Below are 16,739 nucleotides of genomic sequence, written 5' to 3'. Positions count from 1 at the left end.
GCGCGCGCAGCAGGGATAATGCGCCCATGAGTTTGCCCCCTGGTTTCCTTGATGAGTTGCGCACCCGCCTGTCATTGTCACAGGTTGTCGGGCGAAAAGTGATGTGGGATACCCGCAAGTCCAATCAGGGCAAGGGCGACATGTGGGCACCGTGCCCGTTTCATCAGGAAAAATCCGCCAGTTTTCATGTCGATGATCGCAAAGGGTTTTATTACTGCTTTGGCTGTCACGCAAAGGGCGACGCGATTAATTTTGTGCGTGAGACCGAGAACGTGGAGTTCATGGAGGCGGTCAAGATTTTAGCGGATGAAGCGGGCATGACCGTGCCTGCCTCTGATCCGCGCGCGCAGGAGAAAGCCGACGTGCGCACGCAGCTGGTGGATGTGATGGAGCAGGCGGTGCAATGGCACCGGTTGCAGTTGCAGACGGGTGCGGCGGCTGAGGCGCGTGATTATCTGGTGCGTCGTGGGTTGAGTGTTGAGGCACAGGCCCGCTGGGACATCGGATTTGCACCTGCGAATGGCGGTGCGATGGCGCATTTGACCGGTAAGGGTGTTGAGACCAAGCTGGTAATTGAAGCAGGACTGGCGGCGGAAAGTGATCGCGGCGGGTCGCCTTATGATCGCTTTCGTGGGCGCATTATTTTCCCCATTCGTGATGCGCGGGGCCGTGCGATTGGTCTGGGCGGTCGCGCGATGGATCCCAATGCGCGCGCGAAATATCTTAACTCTCCTGAAACACCTTTGTTTGATAAGGGGCGTAGCCTCTACAATCATGGTCCCGCACGAGAGGCGGCTGGCAACGGTCAGCCGCTGATTGTGGCCGAAGGGTATATGGATGTGATCGCCTTGTCCGAGGCGGGGTTTACGGGGGCTGTTGCGCCGCTAGGCACTGCAATTACCGAAGACCAGCTGCGCATGATGTGGCGCGTTGCCCCCGAGCCGATTATCGCGTTGGACGGTGATACGGCTGGTTTGCGCGCGGCGATGCGGGTGATTGATATTGCGCTGCCTTTGTTGGAGGCGGGGCAATCGCTGCGGTTTGCGATCATGCCAGAGGGGTTGGACCCTGATGATTTGATTAAGGCACAGGGTAAGGGCGCGATGCAGGCGTTGTTAGACGGCGCTATTCCGATGGTGCAACTGTTGTGGCAACGCGAGACAGAAGGGAAGAATTTTGACAGTCCGGAGCGTAAGGCAGCGCTGGACAAGACATTGCGCGAAAAGATTAAATTAATCGCGGACCCGTCTATTCGTCATCATTATGGTGAGGCGATTAAAGAGCTGCGCTGGACGTTGTTTAACCCGCGCAAACAAGGGGCGGGCGTCGCGGCAAAACGGCCCAATCGCGCGGCGTGGTCGCGAAATCAAGAGCCTTGGCAACGTGATATTGCGCCGCTCAGCAGTAGTAAAGCGTCAGAGCTGGGGTCCGGCGTGGACAATGCGGATCACCTGCGCGAGGCGGTTATTCTGGCGACGTTGATATATACTCCACGTGTGATTTTGGCGTTTGAAGCTGATATCGAGCGCATGGAATGTCGGGACCCGAACCATGCGCAAATGCGCGCTTCGATCCTGAAAAATGCGCTAGCAGAGGATGTAATGGCGGCAGTGCAACGTGATATTGGCGATGAGGCCCTTGTAAAGCTGATGAGCAGCCCACATCTTGCGATCATCCCATCAGTCCGGCGCGCTGGAAATGTGGAAGTGGCGCAACAGTTATTGACGGAAGAATTGGGGAAACTAATGGCCCGGCGCGGTCATTCGCGCGAGCTGATCGACGGGATGGACGATATGTCCGGATTGGCTGACGAAGGCGTGACGTGGCGGCTTGCCCGTGCGGCGGCGTCGATCGACACTTCGATTCGCAAGGATACCGACACAAGCGGCGATTACGAGACGGCCGACAACGGAGTGATGTTGAATAAAGACGAACGCAGCGCCTTTGACGATCTGTTGAATGCGCTATCTGCTGAGAAGTTAAAACGAAACAAGGGGCTTTGATTCGCGCGTATGACAGCTGTCAAGTGCAACACATCTTAGAAACCCACCCCGATCTGCTTGCGAATCACCCCAAATCAGGGGTTGATTCGAATGAACCCGAATCATCCGAATCATTACGATTCGTTTGACCGCTTAAAGGAGCCCCCGCATGGCCGCGAAAGATAATGACGATCGCAAACACGACCAAGACGGTGATATCAGCCTTGATATGAGCCAAGCAGCGGTCAAAAAGATGATCGCGGACGCGCGCGAACGGGGCTACATCACTTACGACCAGCTCAACGCGGTCTTGCCGCCAGAGCAGGTGTCGTCTGACCAGATCGAAGACGTGATGTCGATGCTGTCCGAAATGGGCATTCAGGTCACGGAAGAAGAAGAATCCGAAGAGTCCGAAGACCCCGCAGGCGGCACTGCCGTTGCAACGGTCGCAGGCTCGCGCGATATCGTTCTAGGTGGGGCTGAAGCCGAAAAGCTGGACCGCACCGACGATCCTGTGCGGATGTATCTGCGCGAAATGGGCTCGGTCGAATTGCTGTCCCGCGAAGGCGAGATCGCGATTGCAAAGCGGATCGAAGCCGGTCGCAATACGATGATTTTGGGGCTTTGCGAAAGCCCGCTGACGTTTCAGGCGATCACGATCTGGCGCGATGAGCTTTTGTCCGAAGATATTTTGCTGCGCGACGTCATCGATCTAGAGACTACGTTTGGCAATACAATGGGCGAGGACGGCGACTTGGTGCCTGTTGTCGCACCTGTTGCGGGCGCTGGTAGTTCTGAGGGTGAAAAGCCCGAGGCCAAGCAAGAGTTGGACGCTGACGGCAATCCAATTTCCAAAGACGACGACGATGATGAAGACGATCAGGCCAATATGTCTCTGGCCGCGATGGAAGCCGCATTGAAGCCACGCGTTCTGGAAACCCTAGAAGTGATCGCGCGCAACTTTGGCAAGCTGTCGGACATGCAAGACGCGCGGATGTCTGCGACGTTGAACGAGGATTCGTCTTTCTCGGAAAAGGCTGAGAAAAAATATCAGAAGCTACGGTCCGAGATCGTTGTGATGGTGAATTCGTTGCACCTGCATAACAACCGTATTGAAGCGCTGATTGACCAGCTTTACGGTATTAACCGCCGCATTATGTCGATTGATAGTGCTATGGTGAAGCTGGCTGACCAAGCGCGTATTAACCGTCGTGAATTTATTGACGAGTATAAGGGCCGTGAACTGGACCCAAATTGGTTGACCGAAATGGGCGCCAAGGCGGGTCGTGGTTGGCAGGCGCTGATCGAGCGTTCGACCGATAAGATTGAAGAGTTGCGCGGCGAAATGGCTCAAGTTGGCCAGTATGTTGGTGTTGATATCAACGAATTCCGCCGCATCGTGCAGCAGGTCCAGAAGGGCGAAAAAGAAGCCCGTCAGGCCAAGAAAGAAATGGTCGAAGCCAACCTGCGTTTGGTGATTTCGATTGCGAAAAAATACACCAACCGTGGCCTGCAATTCCTTGATCTTATTCAAGAAGGTAACATTGGCCTGATGAAGGCGGTGGATAAATTTGAATACCGTCGTGGCTATAAGTTCTCGACCTATGCGACATGGTGGATCCGTCAGGCGATCACACGCTCCATTGCTGACCAAGCCCGCACGATCCGTATTCCGGTGCATATGATCGAGACGATCAACAAGCTGGTCCGTACGGGTCGTCAGATGTTGCACGAAATTGGCCGCGAACCGACGCCTGAGGAATTGGCAGAAAAGCTGCAGATGCCTTTGGAAAAAGTCCGCAAGGTTATGAAGATTGCGAAAGAGCCTATTTCGCTTGAAACGCCGATTGGTGACGAGGAAGACAGCCAGCTTGGCGATTTCATCGAAGACAAAAACGCGATCCTGCCGCTGGACAGCGCCATTCAGGAAAACCTGAAAGAGACCACGACACGGGTTCTGGCGTCGCTCACACCACGCGAAGAGCGTGTGCTGCGTATGCGTTTTGGTATTGGCATGAACACCGATCACACACTCGAAGAAGTCGGTCAGCAGTTTTCGGTTACCCGCGAACGCATCCGCCAAATCGAAGCAAAAGCATTGCGCAAACTCAAACACCCAAGCCGCTCGCGCAAACTGCGTAGCTTCTTGGATCAGTAAGTGCCCTATCTTGGCAATTTTGAAGGCCCGCAGTTATTTGCGGGCCTTTTTCTTGTCTGGAACGTCTTGGTTTTCCTGCGATATGGATGGGATAAACTGGCGGCGGTTCACGGCTATTGGCGCGTATCCGAAGCAGAATTGCTGCTTCTCGCGTTTTTGGGCGGGCCAATCGGTGCCAAGTTTGCGCAAGGTGTTTTCCGCCACAAAGCCACAAAGCAACCGTTTGGTCGCGAACTGAATTTTATCGTTGGGTTGCATGCCGTTTTACGCGCCGCTATCTTTTTGTTCCCACAACAAAGTGAGCGGGTCGGATCATTTATGGTGACGGTTACGAAGGCCGTGTCGGCGCCTAAAACGTACGTGCGTGATCATGATGCCCCAGTGGTAAAAGTTAACCGAGGATTATAGCACTATGTCACTTTTCAACCGCCTGTTTGGTTCCAAGCCAGCCGAGGATCTGTCCGAAACTTATAACGGTTTGCGCATCATTGTCGCCCCCATGCCAGAGGGTAGCAAATTCCGTTTGGCTGCCCGTATCGAGAAAGATGTGGATGGCATCGTGCAGGTATATCAGGTCATTCGCGCCGACACCTTTGGTGATTTGACACAGGCGCAGGCCGTGTCGCTTGCCAAGGCCAAGCAGGTGATCGACGAGCAAGGTAAGTCGCTGTTCAAGGCGGCGCAAAAGCCTGATTGACACTGCTGCTATGATTGCGCCCAATGGGGCATGAAAAACACGCATCTCACTGCTATTAACCACGTCATTGAAAACGCCCAGTTTTTGTCTGACGGTTGTGCCACCATTTTTGACTATGCCGAACCCGCATGGCGAGAATACAAATCCGCCGCATGGTATGTGGCGCGTTTGCGCGAAGCGGGGTTTGAGGTTGAGGAAGGCTCTGCCGGCATGCCCACGGCATTCTGCGCGCGCTGGTCAAACGGCGATGGCCCGATTGTCGGCATGTATGCAGAATATGACGCGGTGCCGGCGAATTGTCAGGCGGCAAGCACCAAACAGGAACCCCGCGCAGGTCTCGGCGCGCATGCCGCAGGTCATACCGATCCGCATTCGGCGCTTGGCATGGCTGGCTTGGGTGGTTTGCTGGCGACCAAGGCCGCGATGGAAAAGCACGACATTAAAGGTGGGCTGCAATTCACCGGTGAACCTGCCGAGAAAGTGCGCGCCTCGAAGCCAATTCATGCCGCCGCCGGCTATTACGACGGGCTGGCGGGAATGCTGTCGTTCCACCCGTTCTACATGCTGCCGATGTGTAACACGGTGCGCTGGGATACCCACTGCGGCGCCGCTTATTCGATGATTTACCAATTCACCTGCACCTCGCCAGAGACATGGGGCGCAAGTGATGGCACGCCCATTCCGCAAAGCCACTCTGACGTGCGCGCGCCCGGCGCAAACGACGCGCTGATCCAGATGTATCAAGCAGGGCGAATGCTGCGCGACAGTATGTTATCCCATCAGGGCGGCTGGTCGATTTCGGAAAGCATCATCAGCACGGGGCAGGCGACGGCGGATAACCTGCCTGCGAGCCTCGCGGAAATTCAATATATGATGCGAGTGCCAACGGTAGAAATGGCCGAACGGGTCACAGCCGCGCTTGACCGGAACGCAGAGGCAATTGCCGCGATGACGGGCTGCGAAGTTACGCGGCACTGGGTCTGCAAATCGCGCCCCGGCCTCGCCAATCACGCAATGGCGCGCATGGTTTGGGACGGTATACAGGATGTTGGCGCACCCGTTTGGGACAAGTCAGCCAAGGACATCATGCGCGAGGTACAGGTGTCTTGCGGTGTCGATCCAATGGACGATCCGATATTACCCGCGTGTGAAACCCTGATTGCCCCGCAGGACGCAGAGGCGATTTTGCGCCGTGATCTGGCACCGTCGCAGATCAATTCGACGTCTGATGACTACACCGATATGTCGTGGCAGTGTCCCACTGCGCGGTTCTACATGGCGCGACCGGCCTTGCAAGGGGGGCCGTATCCTGCTTGGGCGATGAACGCGCTTGGCGGGATTCCCGCGACCATTGACCCGATGGTGCAGGCGGCGGCCAAGGTTTTGGCGGTGTCGGCATTAAGGTTGCTAGAAGACAAAGAGGCGCGCGAGGCCGCTATGGAAGAATTCCATCGACGCAAAGACATCTTTGATATCCCACCACTTTGCGACTACGCGCCACCGCTGGATTTTGCGTGGCCGGAGTACGTCGAGACAGCGAGGGGCCGCGACTGGCACATCCCGAAGGTGCAGAGCTAAGCCGTGATTGCGTCTCTATCGTCACAAAGCGAGTCTCTTAGGCCACACCATCTGGTGTCCGGTTTTTCTGTCTACCCAATCCCTGCCGACCTCCCTATAGTCCTGTGGATAAGTGGGGCTATACCCACGACTGGCAGTATAATAAAAACAAGGACAGGCCCATGCGTTGCCCATTTTGCGGAAACGTCGACACACAAGTAAAAGATTCACGCCCTGCGGAGGACCATGTGGCCATCCGTAGGCGTCGGTTTTGTCCCGCGTGTGGCGGCAGATTTACGACATACGAACGCGTGCAATTGCGCGATTTGGTGGTGATCAAATCAAACGGTCGCCGCGAAGATTTTGACCGCGACAAGCTGGAACGCTCGATCCGGATCAGCCTTCAAAAGCGTCCCGTCGAGCCCGAACGTATGGATCAGATGATATCTGGCATTGTGCGCAGGTTAGAGAGCATGGGCGAAACCGACATCGGGTCTAAGGCGATTGGCGAAATTGTAATGGAAAGCCTGGCGCGGATCGATACCGTGGCTTACGTGCGATTTGCGAGTGTTTACAAGAACTTCCAAGCCGCAGATGATTTTGACAAATTCGTTTCCGAATTGCGTCCGGATGCCAAACCAGAAGAATGATACACGACACATGTCGCACGCCCTGACGTTGGGGCGGCGTGGGCTGGGCCGTGTTTGGCCCAACCCTGCGGTCGGCTGTGTGATCGTGAAAGACCGGCAGATCGTCGGGCGCGGGCATACCGCTGACGGTGGTCGCCCACACGCCGAACCGCAAGCCTTGCAACAAGCGGGCGCAGCGGCCAAGGGGGCGACCGCCTATGTCACGCTGGAGCCTTGCTCGCATCACGGTAAAACCCCGCCCTGCGCGGATAGCTTGATCGCGGCAGGTGTGGCGCGGGTTGTAGTGGCCACGGTCGATATCAATCCGCAAGTCGCAGGCGCAGGCATTGCGCGTCTTCGCGCCGCGGGGATCACAGTCGATGTGGGTGTGCTAGAGAGTGAAGCCAAAGCCGATCACGCAGGGTTTTTCCTGACCAAATCGCAAGATCGCCCCTTTGTAACTCTCAAACTCGCACTGACCTTGGACGGGCGCATCGCCACAACAACGGGCGATAGCCAGTGGATCACAGGCCCGCAATCGCGCGCCGTGGTGCACGCCATGCGCGCCTGTCACGACGCAGTGATGGTCGGGGCGGGCACTGTGCGCGCAGATGATCCCAGCCTTGATGTGCGTGGCATGGGCACCGTGCCGCAGCCCGTGCGTGTCATTGTGTCCGGTGGTCTTAATCTGCCGTTGCACAGCAAACTTGCCCAAACGGCAATGTCTCAGCCGGTATGGCTCTGTCACGGTCCTACGGATGCGTCGGCTTGGGTAAGACATGGTGCGCGATCAATGCCTTGTGCGGTGAAAGGTACCGATGTCGACATGACGGATGCCCTGCGCAATTTGGCGCAAGCGGGCCTGACACGGGTATTGTGCGAAGGCGGCGGCGCGCTTGCTGCCTCACTCATTAAGGCGGGCTTGGTCGATGAATTGGTGATTTTCCAAGGGCCAAAATTGATTGGCGGCGACGGTTTGTCAGGCGTTGGGGTCTTAGGCGTTCAGGTATTAGCCGACGCGCCGCAAATGACACTGATCTCTCAACGTCAAATCGGCGGTGACGTCATGCAACGCTGGCAATTTGCCTAGCGCCAAAGATACGCGTAACTCGCGAAAATCCCCTGAAGTTTTGCACTGAGCCTATTGCGTCGCGACGGCTTTGGAATATCGCCGGTCGCCAACCGGTCCACAATAATTTCCACGGGGCAGGGCAGGTTGGTTTTGGGGTCAAAGTAGCGCGGATAATCGATCAGCACTGCATGGGCCAGCGCGGTCAGATCAGGGGTCGCAAACCTGCGCGGATTGGGAATGCTGCGATCATCGGTCAGTCCCCAACCCGCATAAAACGGCGTGCCGACACAGGTTACCCGCTTGCCCCGCAACAACGCCTCAAAGCCGATCAACGAGGTCATCGTCCAAACCTCATCCACCACAGCCAGCGCCGCAATCGGATCCGTCTTGCTGAGAACCACATCCGCCAGTTCCGCGGCATTTGGCACGGCGCCAACCCGCAATCCCGCTTCGACATCGGGGTGCGGTTTATAGATAATCACGGCAGCGGGATTGGCCTCACGACACGCAGACAGCAGCGCGTGGTTCGTTGCAATATCCGTGGTGCCGAGGCGGATCGAGGCATCATCTTCAACCTGTCCAGGCACCAAAATCCGCCGCCCTGACGGGATATCGGCAATCTCTTGACTGCCGACATTATATTTCGAGAGCCCCGTTTTGATCAGCGTCTTGATCAAAGCATCGGCCCGTTTTCGTGCAGCATCTGGCAGGTTAACGCTTGCTTCAATCAAGGTTTCCAAACGGCTTGGCGCAGTGGGGTCGTAGTAAATGCCGAGATCGTCTACGACCAGCGAAAGCGGCGGCGTCAGTTCCGCACCAAGCCCGCGTGAGCGCAAGAACCCATCTTCAACCCGCGCCGCATTTTGCGCGGCAAGGGCAGGGGTGATCTTGCCCGCCCATACCATTTGCGGCTTTGATCCGAGTGGTCCCGAACCGGGTGATCCTTTGCTGAATTTTATCGGCTTGTACTGGCCAAAAAACCGCTGCAACGGCTGGCGTTTCCACAACCGCATCCCGTGTGCCGTCCAGCCCGCATGATCATCACGCCATGCGCGCGCTGCGGCACTCAGCGTGCGGGTCGCCGTTTCGAAATCGCACAGACAATCATGAAACGGATCGTACCATTTGGGATAAAGCAGCATCGCCCCTGCAAAGAGCTGGTTGCGGGTCAACCGACGTTGCCTGCGATCCAGCGGCTTGCGATCCTCCGTCAGCCCCCAGCCCATGTAAAACGGCTGTCCGAAAACCACAGGTTTATGCCCCGTCAGGATTGCTTCAAACCCCATCTGGCTGCTGACCGTATAGACTGCGATGGCGCCGTCAAAGAGGGCGTAGGGCGAGAGCGGAGTGTCGAGTAAGGTGATGCGCTCTGAAGTATCCGCGTCGCTGTAGTAACCTGTGCGATGCCCTGCCGTGGTTTCGGGGTGGGTTTTTATGATGATCCTTGCCGTGGGGTGGTCGGTTTGTGCGTAAAATAGCATCTCGCGAAAGGTGTTCAGGTCAGCGCCGCTGGCTTTGACCGATGCATCGCCACGGGTTTGGTCGATGACGACAACATAGCCCGGATCGGGGGCAGGGGTTGCGGGGTCAAAGGCGTTATATTTCGACAGGTGTTGGGATTTCAGGGTCTCGATGCCCTCGCGCGCGCGGGTCAGCAGGGTGTGATCATCAAGCGGGTGGGTGCGTAGGATGATTTCAAGGTCGCAGATTGTGCTGGGGTCAAAGTGGACACCGTTGTGGTCAAGGTGTAGCCCGATGGGTGCGTCGCCGTCGCGACCTGTGAGGACCGAGCGCAAGAACGCGTCTTCGACCCGCAAGATATCAGTGTCGGTTTTCGCGGCCACGGCTTCGCCGCGCGGCGAGGTCGGGCTTTGCCCCCAAACGCCAACCAGATCGCCGCTGCTGGGTTTGCCGAGTTTGATGTCGAACCCGCAGAGCGTGAGGATGCGCCGCACGCGGGAATTTGTCAGGAAACCGCCGTTATAAACGTAAAGACGCCGCGCATTTTCATGAGCGGCGTCTGGGCGTGGTCGCAAGACCATATTTAGAGCGAAGACGCAGAGGTCAAAGCGTTAAGCGAGCCTGTCGCGGCTGCAATCGACTTGTTGAACTGGGTGAACGGCGCTTCGGTGACATAGACGGTATCTTCGTCGCGGATCGCAAAGTCGCGCGCCATAAACATGCCGTTAGGCCGTGTCAGGTCCAGCACATAGATCACGCGCTGGGTGCCTGTGATATCGGTGCGGCCCATCAATTGCTGCGCGATTTCTTCGGGTTCGTTGCGGAAGATAAATACACCGGTAGGATCAGCGAGGTTCGTACTAAGCCCGCCGACCTGCGCAATCGCCTCTATCGCGGAAATTGCCTGACTTTCAAATACAACGCGGTCTTGCGTGCCTGTCGCGCCGAGTGCGGTAAAGCTGCGGGTGTCTTGCTGAACAATGATTCGGTCACCACCACGTAGCGCGATGTCATGGCCGGGATGGTCATAAAGGTCCTCAAACCAGATCGAGCCGGTGTGGTTTCCGCGCACAACAGTCACTTGCGCAATTTCGGGCTGCACTGCAACACCGCCAGCGGCCGCCAGCATGGCAGCCAACGTGCGTGTCGGACGCTCGATCGGATAAACGCCCTGCGCGCCCACGGCGCCAACGATCGACACGGTCGCACCGTCACCCGCCAAGCGGCGCACCTGAACCTGCGGATCAGGGGTCTGGTCCGCCAGTTTTTCAGAAATAATCCGGCGGATGGTTTCGGGCGAATTGCCCGCCGCTTTCACACGTCCGGCATAGGGCACAAAGATAAAGCCGGAGCCGTCAACCTGCACTTCTTCCAATACGGTCGCATTCTGCCCTTGCGGGACCAGCAAACCGTCATCGACGTTTTCCCAGATCGTCAGCCCAAGCACATCGCCCGCGCTGATCGTGTCAGAGCCGACAACATCCGCGTTGGTAAATCCGGCCGAGAATGCCAGCGCGGGGGTCACTGCGGCGATCCGGTTCACACGGTCATCAACCACCAACACAAATGCGTCGCCTTGATCCATCACGGAACCAGAGAAAATTTCAGCCTTGTTCGGCCCTGAACGCGGTAATCCACACGAGACCACAAGGCCAAGCGTCACCACAAGGGCCGCGCCTTTTGCAAAGCGCAATGTCAGAGAAATCACTACTCGGTCTCCTCGACCTATTATTATTAGCCTCAAGTTTTCTTTTTAAGCTACGGGAATTGCGGGGCAAAAGATAGTCGAGGCGCAAATTCTTTGCCGAGGGTTGGCTATGACTGTTGCGCCGATGCCGCGTTTGAGGGCAAGCGCGCTAGGTCTTGTGTCTGTCAGGTCGCAATCCGCAAGGGCTGGCGCGGAGGAACCTTGCCGGATTTCAGCGCATCATAGGGATCTTCTTCTGCCAGCAGCATATCCACGACCTGCCGCATCAATTGTCTGCGCCCGCGCGCCGAGTAAAATCCGCCCGGCACCTGACTGGTTTCCAGCAAGAACCGCCGGTAATCTTTATACGCTTTGCTGTCGGGACGCGTCGGGCTGATGAAGAAATCGGTGAGCGATTGTTCCGAGACAAATTCGGGTTTTGCATAGACTGCGTTACCGAAAACTTTGATTGGAATGCCGCGCCACAGCACCTGTTGCCCTGCCGTCGAGTTGACCGTCACCGCTGTGCGCGCATGATCAAGTAACTGCGCCAGCTTGCCACCGCGCACATAATGCACGCGGTGCGAAACACCGTGCTGGGCCGCGAGTTTTTTAATGATTTTGCGCAGCGGAGAACGACCATTTTCTAGCGGATGCGCCTTGAACACAAGGTGGTGGTGGCGTGCGGTGCCTTTGGCAAAGCCTTCCATCACCACTTCGATGAATTCTTGCATGCGTGTAAAAGGCGAGTGTTTTTGAAAACTCGCGTCGTGTTCAAGTTGCATCAGGACAAGGTGGTAAGGGAAGCCGCCGAATCTGACCCGCGCAGTGGCAATTCGTCTCTCTAGCGCAATGAACGGCATTAAAAACAGGCGGCGCGTATACAGCAGGGCCTCGGTAAGCACAGGTAGCTCGCGATGTCGCGCAAGTCTGCGGTAGTGACCATTTCGAAACAGCACAAACCAATGGTAAAGCGCGCCGTAGAACACATGCTGGCGCATATCGCCCCAATGGGCGGGCGGAGTTGGCACCTCCAGATCCGAAAGCGCCAATGCTGTTTGCATTTCCGGCACGGTCAGGTCCATCAGTCGCGAATTGCCGTTGGTGCCGCCGCGCTCGTAGGTCACCCAGTAGGGGCGCATATAACCTTCCTCGAAGACATGCACGCGCAGACCCATTGCTTGGGCCTGTTTCACAGCCGTGGCGTGGATCGGCCGCGTGTCGCCATAGAGCACGACATCGGTGATCTGGTTTTCCGCGATCAGGGCGGCAAAGGTGTCGGGCCAGTCGTCCAATGAGCCGCGATACGGGATGTAGCCGGCCGCCCCGAACCAGAATGCCCGGTCGCCCGCATTAAACCCGACGCGCCAGATATCGCAGCCCGCCGCCCGCAACATTTTGGCAAGCCTATGAAAGAAGGGCCCATGCGGTCCTTGCAGAAACAGAAAGCGTTTGGCGTTTTGATCGGACACGGAATTGCATTATCCTAAAATTATCAACAATCTCTTATCACCCATTCGTTTGTCAGGAATATGGCAATTAGCGTCGTGTGGGCGAGCATGACTTGATTGCAACAGGTGCAGGGGCTAGGTCTGGAAAAACAGATCAGGAGTCTCGCCATGTTTACCGGAATTGTAAGTGATTTAGGCATTGTAAAAGCCTTGGATCAGCAGGGCGATCTGCGGGCGCGCGTTGGCACGAGCTATGATATCGCAGGCATTGATCTGGGGGCGTCAATTGCCTGTGAGGGTGTTTGCCTGACTGTGGTGGCGATCGGCGCGGATGACGGTAACTGGTTTGATGTCGATATTTCCGCCGAAAGCGTGGCTGCGACCAACATCGGCGCATGGGGTGTCGGGCGGCAGATCAATCTCGAACGGGCCCTGCGCTTGGGCGACGAACTCGGGGGACATATCGTCTCGGGGCATGTCGACGGTGTGGCCGAAATCATCAGTATGACCGATGAGGGCGACAGCACACGTTTTGTCTTTCGTGCTCCTGAGAAACTGGCCAAATACATCGCCCCCAAAGGATCGGTTGCGCTTAACGGCACGTCGTTGACGGTGAATGGCGTGGATGGTTGCGACTTTGGCGTCAATATCATCCCCCATACCAAAGAGGTGACAACCTGGGGGCAGGCAAAGGTCGGCGACAAGATCAATATCGAGATCGATACAATGGCCCGTTACGTCGCAAGGCTGCGTGAGTTCGACTAGGCCCTTTTCAAAATTCGGGCAAAGCTGTATGGCAGACCCATCGCAAAAAGGTGCCCCATGACAGTGACATTTGAAATACCAGGCCAGGTCGAACAAGATTGGGCAGATGCAATCAGCCCGATTGAAGAGATCATCAACGATGCTCGCAACGGGCGCATGTTTGTGCTTGTTGACCATGAGGACCGCGAAAACGAAGGTGACTTGGTCATCCCTGCGCAAATGGCGACCCCTGACGCGATCAACTTTATGGCCAAACACGGGCGCGGCTTGATCTGCCTGACACTGCCCTCGGCGCGGATCGAAGCCCTCGGACTGCCGCTCATGGCGACACATAATTCCTCGCGTCACGAAACTGCGTTCACCATTTCCATCGAGGCCCGTGAGGGCGTGACGACCGGTATTTCCGCCGCCGACCGCGCGCGCACCGTCTCTGTCGCGATCGACGCATCCAAAGGTGCTGCCGACATCGCAACTCCCGGTCACGTTTTCCCCCTGCGCGCCCGCGACGGCGGCGTTCTTGTTCGTGCGGGCCACACAGAAGCGGCAACCGATATTTCCCGCCTTGCCGGCCTAAACCCTTCGGGCGTGATCTGCGAGATCATGAAAGAAGATGGCGAAATGGCCCGTTTGCCCGATCTGGTCAGCTTTGCGCAGTTGCACGGCCTGAAAATCGGCACCATCAGCGACCTGATTGCCTACCGCCGCCGCCACGATAACCTGATCAAAATACGCTCATCCGAGACGATTACCTCTGAATTTGGCGGCGAATGGGAGATGCGTATCTACGCGGACGAAACCCAAGGGGCGGAACATATCGCGCTGATTAAGGGCGACATCAGCACCGATGCACCGGTTTTAACCCGCATGCACGCCATGGACCCGATGCTTGACGTTGTTGGCACCGGCCCCAAAGGGCGGCGTGATGAATTCGGCGACGCGATGAAAATGATCGGCGAAGCTGGGCGCGGCGTTCTTGTGCTTTTGCGTGACACCGAAATGAAAATCGACCCCGACGCCGAAAGCTCGCCACAAACCCTGCGCCAATACGGTGTGGGCGCGCAAATCCTGTCAACGCTCGGCCTGCATAAAATCACGCTTCTTACTAACTCGCCAAAGCCGAAAATCGTCGGGCTCGACGCCTACGGACTTGAGATCACCGGCACCCAAAAGATAACGGAGGGCGCGTAATGGCCGGACCATCCCACTACATCCTGCCGCGCCCGACCTTTGAAAAGCCTGTCAAATTGTTGATCGTCGCCTCGCCGTACTACAAAGACATCTACGACATGCAGGTGGCAGGCGCGATTGCCGAAATCGAAGCTGCGGGGGCCACATTTGAGGTCATCGACGTCACAGGCGCGTTAGAGATCCCCACCATCATCGCCATCGCCGAACGGATGAGCAACTATGACGGCTACGTCGCCCTTGGCTGCGTGATCCGAGGTGCGACGACCCATTACGACACCGTCTGCAACGACAGCAGCCGCGCGTTGCAATTGATGGGTCTGCAAGGGATTTGCATCGGGAATGGTATCCTCACGGTCGAAAACCACGATCAAGCCGTCGAGCGCGCCGATCCGGCACAGATGAATAAAGGGGCAGGGGCTGCTGCTGCGGCCTTGCACCTTGTGGCAACCAGCCGTAAGTGGGGCCGTCCCGATAAAGGTGTCGGGTTCACAAGCGAAATTCTATTGGCGCAGGGCGGCAAAACCACAGCATGACTATTTCAAACAATCAGCGCCGCAAAATGAAGTCTGCCGCACGTTTCTACGCAGTACAGGCATTATTCCAGATGGAATCGTCGGGTCAGACCGTTGACAAGATTATCCGCGAATTTGAAGATCACCGTTTCGGCGCGATCTTGGACGATTACGAGATGCAAGAAGGCGACATCGATACCTTCCGTATGCTGGTTGAAAAAGCCGTGGATAATCAGGCCGCTATCGACCAAATGACCGATCGCGCCCTTGTCGCCAAATGGCCTATCGCGCGCATCGACCCGACATGGCGCGCCCTTTTCCGCGCTGCGGGGGCCGAATTCGGCGAAAAAGAGACCCCGCCAAAGGTGGTCATCGTCGAATTTGTGCAAGTCGCAGAAGCCTTTAGCCACGATGGCAAAGAGCCTAAATTTGTGAATGCCGTCCTTGACCACATGGCACGTGAAGCGCGGCCAGAGGCGTTTTAAGGCGTCGGAACAGGTCAGGCGTGATGCGATATCATTTATTTTTGATTTAAATAAATGACGTAAAGCTGTGATCTAGGGATTTTCACGGCCATTGGTTGTGCCTGTTTCACGATTTTTAACGCAACATCCGCATCTGCGGAAGGCGGGTTTGCACGCGTTATCCAAGAGGCCACAGGAGTTATTCGGGAGTGCATCAACGGTGCGCTGCTCTTTGCCTACGTGCAGCAGATCCACCAGCAAGCTTTTGAAAACCTCAACAAACCTGCTGTGGTAGATGCGTGGCATTTCGGACATTTCGATTATTGCTCGGTAGTTTCGAGCGTGCAGGTGGAAGCCGTTAAACTTATATAATTTGGCATTGCGCTAAATCTGCGGTAGGCAAAAAACGGCATAAGGAGATCTGCAATGCAAAACATCACCCCTGACATCATGGACGCGGTCCGTAAATTTAGCACGAAGTTCAAGAACGCAGGTTACGTGATGATCGCGCTTGGCATCTTGGCGATTCTATTTCCACTGGTGTTTTCGATTGCCGCCAAAGCCGTGCTTGGCTGGATATTCCTTCTGACAGGGGCGGTGATGCTTTATCACGCTTTCGGGTCCAAGGGATGGCAATCCGCGCTTTGGTCAGGCGTCATCGCGTTGATGCATCTCGCACTTGGCGTCTATTTGTCGTTTTTCGCACTCACAGGATTGATCGGGTTAACACTCATTGTTGGCCTCGCATTCTTGCTGCAGGGCATATTCGAAGGCATGATCGCGGCTCAACACCGTCCTAGAAAAGGGTGGGGCTGGCTCGCGTTCAACGGTGCTGCGAGTTTGGTGATGGGTGTGTTGCTTATCTCAGGTCTTCCCTCAACCGCACTTTGGGCTATTGGGCTGCTGCTCGGGATCAACTTCCTCACGTCAGGCATTGCCTTTGTGGCATTGGCCCGTGCTGCGGAAAAGTAAGTGGCGGGAACCGCAGCATCCGTTCAGGGATTTATTCCCGAGGACCTGTATGTACAGGTGGGCACCAGATAAGTGGACCAGGGTCCAAACAGAGCCAGCTCCCGGGATTTTGCTTAAGGCCACTGGAATGTAACCCCTATAGCG

Annotated in this window: 15 protein-coding genes; 12 read left to right on the top strand and 3 right to left on the bottom strand. The window is 56.4% G+C overall.

What is annotated here, in order from left to right:
* The first annotated feature begins 26 nt into the window (after positions 1-26).
* From dnaG to ribD, 7 genes are all read left to right on the top strand, one after another.
* Positions 27-2,003 carry a DNA primase gene (gene dnaG / locus ACXLHR_RS08445; protein ID WP_458791024.1) on the top strand — a complete coding sequence of 659 codons (1,977 nt, stop codon included), beginning with the start codon at positions 27-29 and terminating at the stop codon, positions 2,001-2,003.
* A gap of 148 nt (positions 2,004-2,151) precedes the next feature.
* Entirely contained in the window at positions 2,152-4,140 is a 1,989-nt protein-coding gene (rpoD, locus tag ACXLHR_RS08440; RefSeq protein ID WP_458791023.1) for an RNA polymerase sigma factor RpoD, read from the top strand.
* Positions 4,141-4,548, top strand: a complete 408-nt coding sequence (locus tag ACXLHR_RS08435) for a DUF1294 domain-containing protein (RefSeq protein ID WP_458791022.1) — start codon at positions 4,141-4,143, stop codon at positions 4,546-4,548. It begins immediately after the preceding gene.
* A gap of 4 nt (positions 4,549-4,552) precedes the next feature.
* Complete coding sequence (locus tag ACXLHR_RS08430) at positions 4,553-4,837, top strand: HlyU family transcriptional regulator (RefSeq protein WP_458791021.1); 285 nt, start codon at positions 4,553-4,555, stop codon at positions 4,835-4,837.
* 30 nt (positions 4,838-4,867) lie between these two features.
* On the top strand, positions 4,868-6,415 hold the full coding sequence (locus ACXLHR_RS08425; protein WP_458791020.1) for a zinc-binding metallopeptidase family protein: 1,548 nt from the start codon (positions 4,868-4,870) through the stop codon (positions 6,413-6,415).
* A gap of 161 nt (positions 6,416-6,576) precedes the next feature.
* Positions 6,577-7,044, top strand: a complete 468-nt coding sequence (gene nrdR, locus ACXLHR_RS08420) for a transcriptional regulator NrdR (RefSeq protein ID WP_458791019.1) — start codon at positions 6,577-6,579, stop codon at positions 7,042-7,044.
* A 10-nt stretch (positions 7,045-7,054) separates the two neighbouring features.
* Entirely contained in the window at positions 7,055-8,113 is a 1,059-nt protein-coding gene (ribD, locus tag ACXLHR_RS08415; protein WP_458791018.1) for a bifunctional diaminohydroxyphosphoribosylaminopyrimidine deaminase/5-amino-6-(5-phosphoribosylamino)uracil reductase RibD, read from the top strand.
* On the opposite strand, the gene ACXLHR_RS08410 is transcribed toward ribD, so the two are convergent.
* From ACXLHR_RS08410 to ACXLHR_RS08400, 3 genes are all read right to left on the bottom strand, one after another.
* On the bottom strand, positions 8,110-10,137 hold the full coding sequence (locus tag ACXLHR_RS08410) for a capsular polysaccharide biosynthesis protein (RefSeq protein WP_458791017.1): 2,028 nt from the start codon (positions 10,135-10,137) through the stop codon (positions 8,110-8,112). The genes ribD and ACXLHR_RS08410 overlap by 4 nt on opposite strands.
* Positions 10,138-10,139: 2 nt before the next feature.
* Complete coding sequence (locus tag ACXLHR_RS08405; protein WP_458791016.1) at positions 10,140-11,264, bottom strand: polysaccharide biosynthesis/export family protein; 1,125 nt, start codon at positions 11,262-11,264, stop codon at positions 10,140-10,142.
* Positions 11,265-11,428: 164 nt separating this feature from the next.
* Complete coding sequence (locus ACXLHR_RS08400) at positions 11,429-12,715, bottom strand: capsule biosynthesis protein (RefSeq protein ID WP_458791015.1); 1,287 nt, start codon at positions 12,713-12,715, stop codon at positions 11,429-11,431.
* Between the two features lie 147 nt (positions 12,716-12,862).
* Between ACXLHR_RS08400 and ACXLHR_RS08395 the strand changes: the two genes are divergently transcribed.
* The 5 genes from ACXLHR_RS08395 (at position 12,863) to ACXLHR_RS08375 (ending at position 16,595) form a co-directional block, all read left to right on the top strand.
* Entirely contained in the window at positions 12,863-13,459 is a 597-nt protein-coding gene (locus tag ACXLHR_RS08395; protein WP_458791014.1) for a riboflavin synthase, read from the top strand.
* A 57-nt stretch (positions 13,460-13,516) separates the two neighbouring features.
* Positions 13,517-14,647: a 3,4-dihydroxy-2-butanone-4-phosphate synthase gene (ribB, locus tag ACXLHR_RS08390; protein ID WP_458791013.1), complete on the top strand. Its 1,131-nt coding sequence runs from the start codon at positions 13,517-13,519 to the stop codon at positions 14,645-14,647.
* A complete protein-coding gene (locus ACXLHR_RS08385) occupies positions 14,647-15,180 on the top strand; it encodes a 6,7-dimethyl-8-ribityllumazine synthase (RefSeq protein WP_458791012.1) in 534 nt (177 codons plus the stop codon). The genes ribB and ACXLHR_RS08385 overlap by 1 nt, the downstream gene beginning before the upstream one ends.
* Positions 15,177-15,644 (top strand): transcription antitermination factor NusB, encoded by a 468-nt coding sequence (nusB, locus tag ACXLHR_RS08380; protein ID WP_458791011.1) that lies wholly within the window; start codon positions 15,177-15,179, stop codon positions 15,642-15,644. Before ACXLHR_RS08385 ends, nusB begins: the two co-directional genes overlap by 4 nt.
* A 405-nt stretch (positions 15,645-16,049) precedes the next feature.
* Positions 16,050-16,595 carry an HdeD family acid-resistance protein gene (locus ACXLHR_RS08375; protein ID WP_458791010.1) on the top strand — a complete coding sequence of 182 codons (546 nt, stop codon included), beginning with the start codon at positions 16,050-16,052 and terminating at the stop codon, positions 16,593-16,595.
* Positions 16,596-16,739: the final 144 nt, after the last annotated feature.

Source organism: Yoonia sp. MH D7 (genome assembly GCF_054439475.1).
This window is presented reverse-complemented; position numbering and strand designations above follow the sequence as displayed.

Bases quoted from the DNA above. Each gene is read 5' to 3' on its own strand.
- dnaG (WP_458791024.1), top strand. From the start codon at position 27: ATGAGTTTGCCCCCTGGTTTCCTTGATGAGTTGCGCACCCGCCTGTCA.
- rpoD (WP_458791023.1), top strand. From the start codon at position 2,152: ATGGCCGCGAAAGATAATGACGATCGCAAACACGACCAAGACGGTGAT.
- ACXLHR_RS08430 (WP_458791021.1), top strand. From the start codon at position 4,553: ATGTCACTTTTCAACCGCCTGTTTGGTTCCAAGCCAGCCGAGGATCTG.
- ACXLHR_RS08425 (WP_458791020.1), top strand. From the start codon at position 4,868: ATGAAAAACACGCATCTCACTGCTATTAACCACGTCATTGAAAACGCC.
- nrdR (WP_458791019.1), top strand. From the start codon at position 6,577: ATGCGTTGCCCATTTTGCGGAAACGTCGACACACAAGTAAAAGATTCA.
- ribD (WP_458791018.1), top strand. From the start codon at position 7,055: ATGTCGCACGCCCTGACGTTGGGGCGGCGTGGGCTGGGCCGTGTTTGG.
- ACXLHR_RS08410 (WP_458791017.1), bottom strand. From the start codon at position 10,137: ATGGTCTTGCGACCACGCCCAGACGCCGCTCATGAAAATGCGCGGCGT.
- ACXLHR_RS08395 (WP_458791014.1), top strand. From the start codon at position 12,863: ATGTTTACCGGAATTGTAAGTGATTTAGGCATTGTAAAAGCCTTGGAT.
- ribB (WP_458791013.1), top strand. From the start codon at position 13,517: ATGACAGTGACATTTGAAATACCAGGCCAGGTCGAACAAGATTGGGCA.
- ACXLHR_RS08385 (WP_458791012.1), top strand. From the start codon at position 14,647: ATGGCCGGACCATCCCACTACATCCTGCCGCGCCCGACCTTTGAAAAG.
- nusB (WP_458791011.1), top strand. From the start codon at position 15,177: ATGACTATTTCAAACAATCAGCGCCGCAAAATGAAGTCTGCCGCACGT.
- ACXLHR_RS08375 (WP_458791010.1), top strand. From the start codon at position 16,050: ATGCAAAACATCACCCCTGACATCATGGACGCGGTCCGTAAATTTAGC.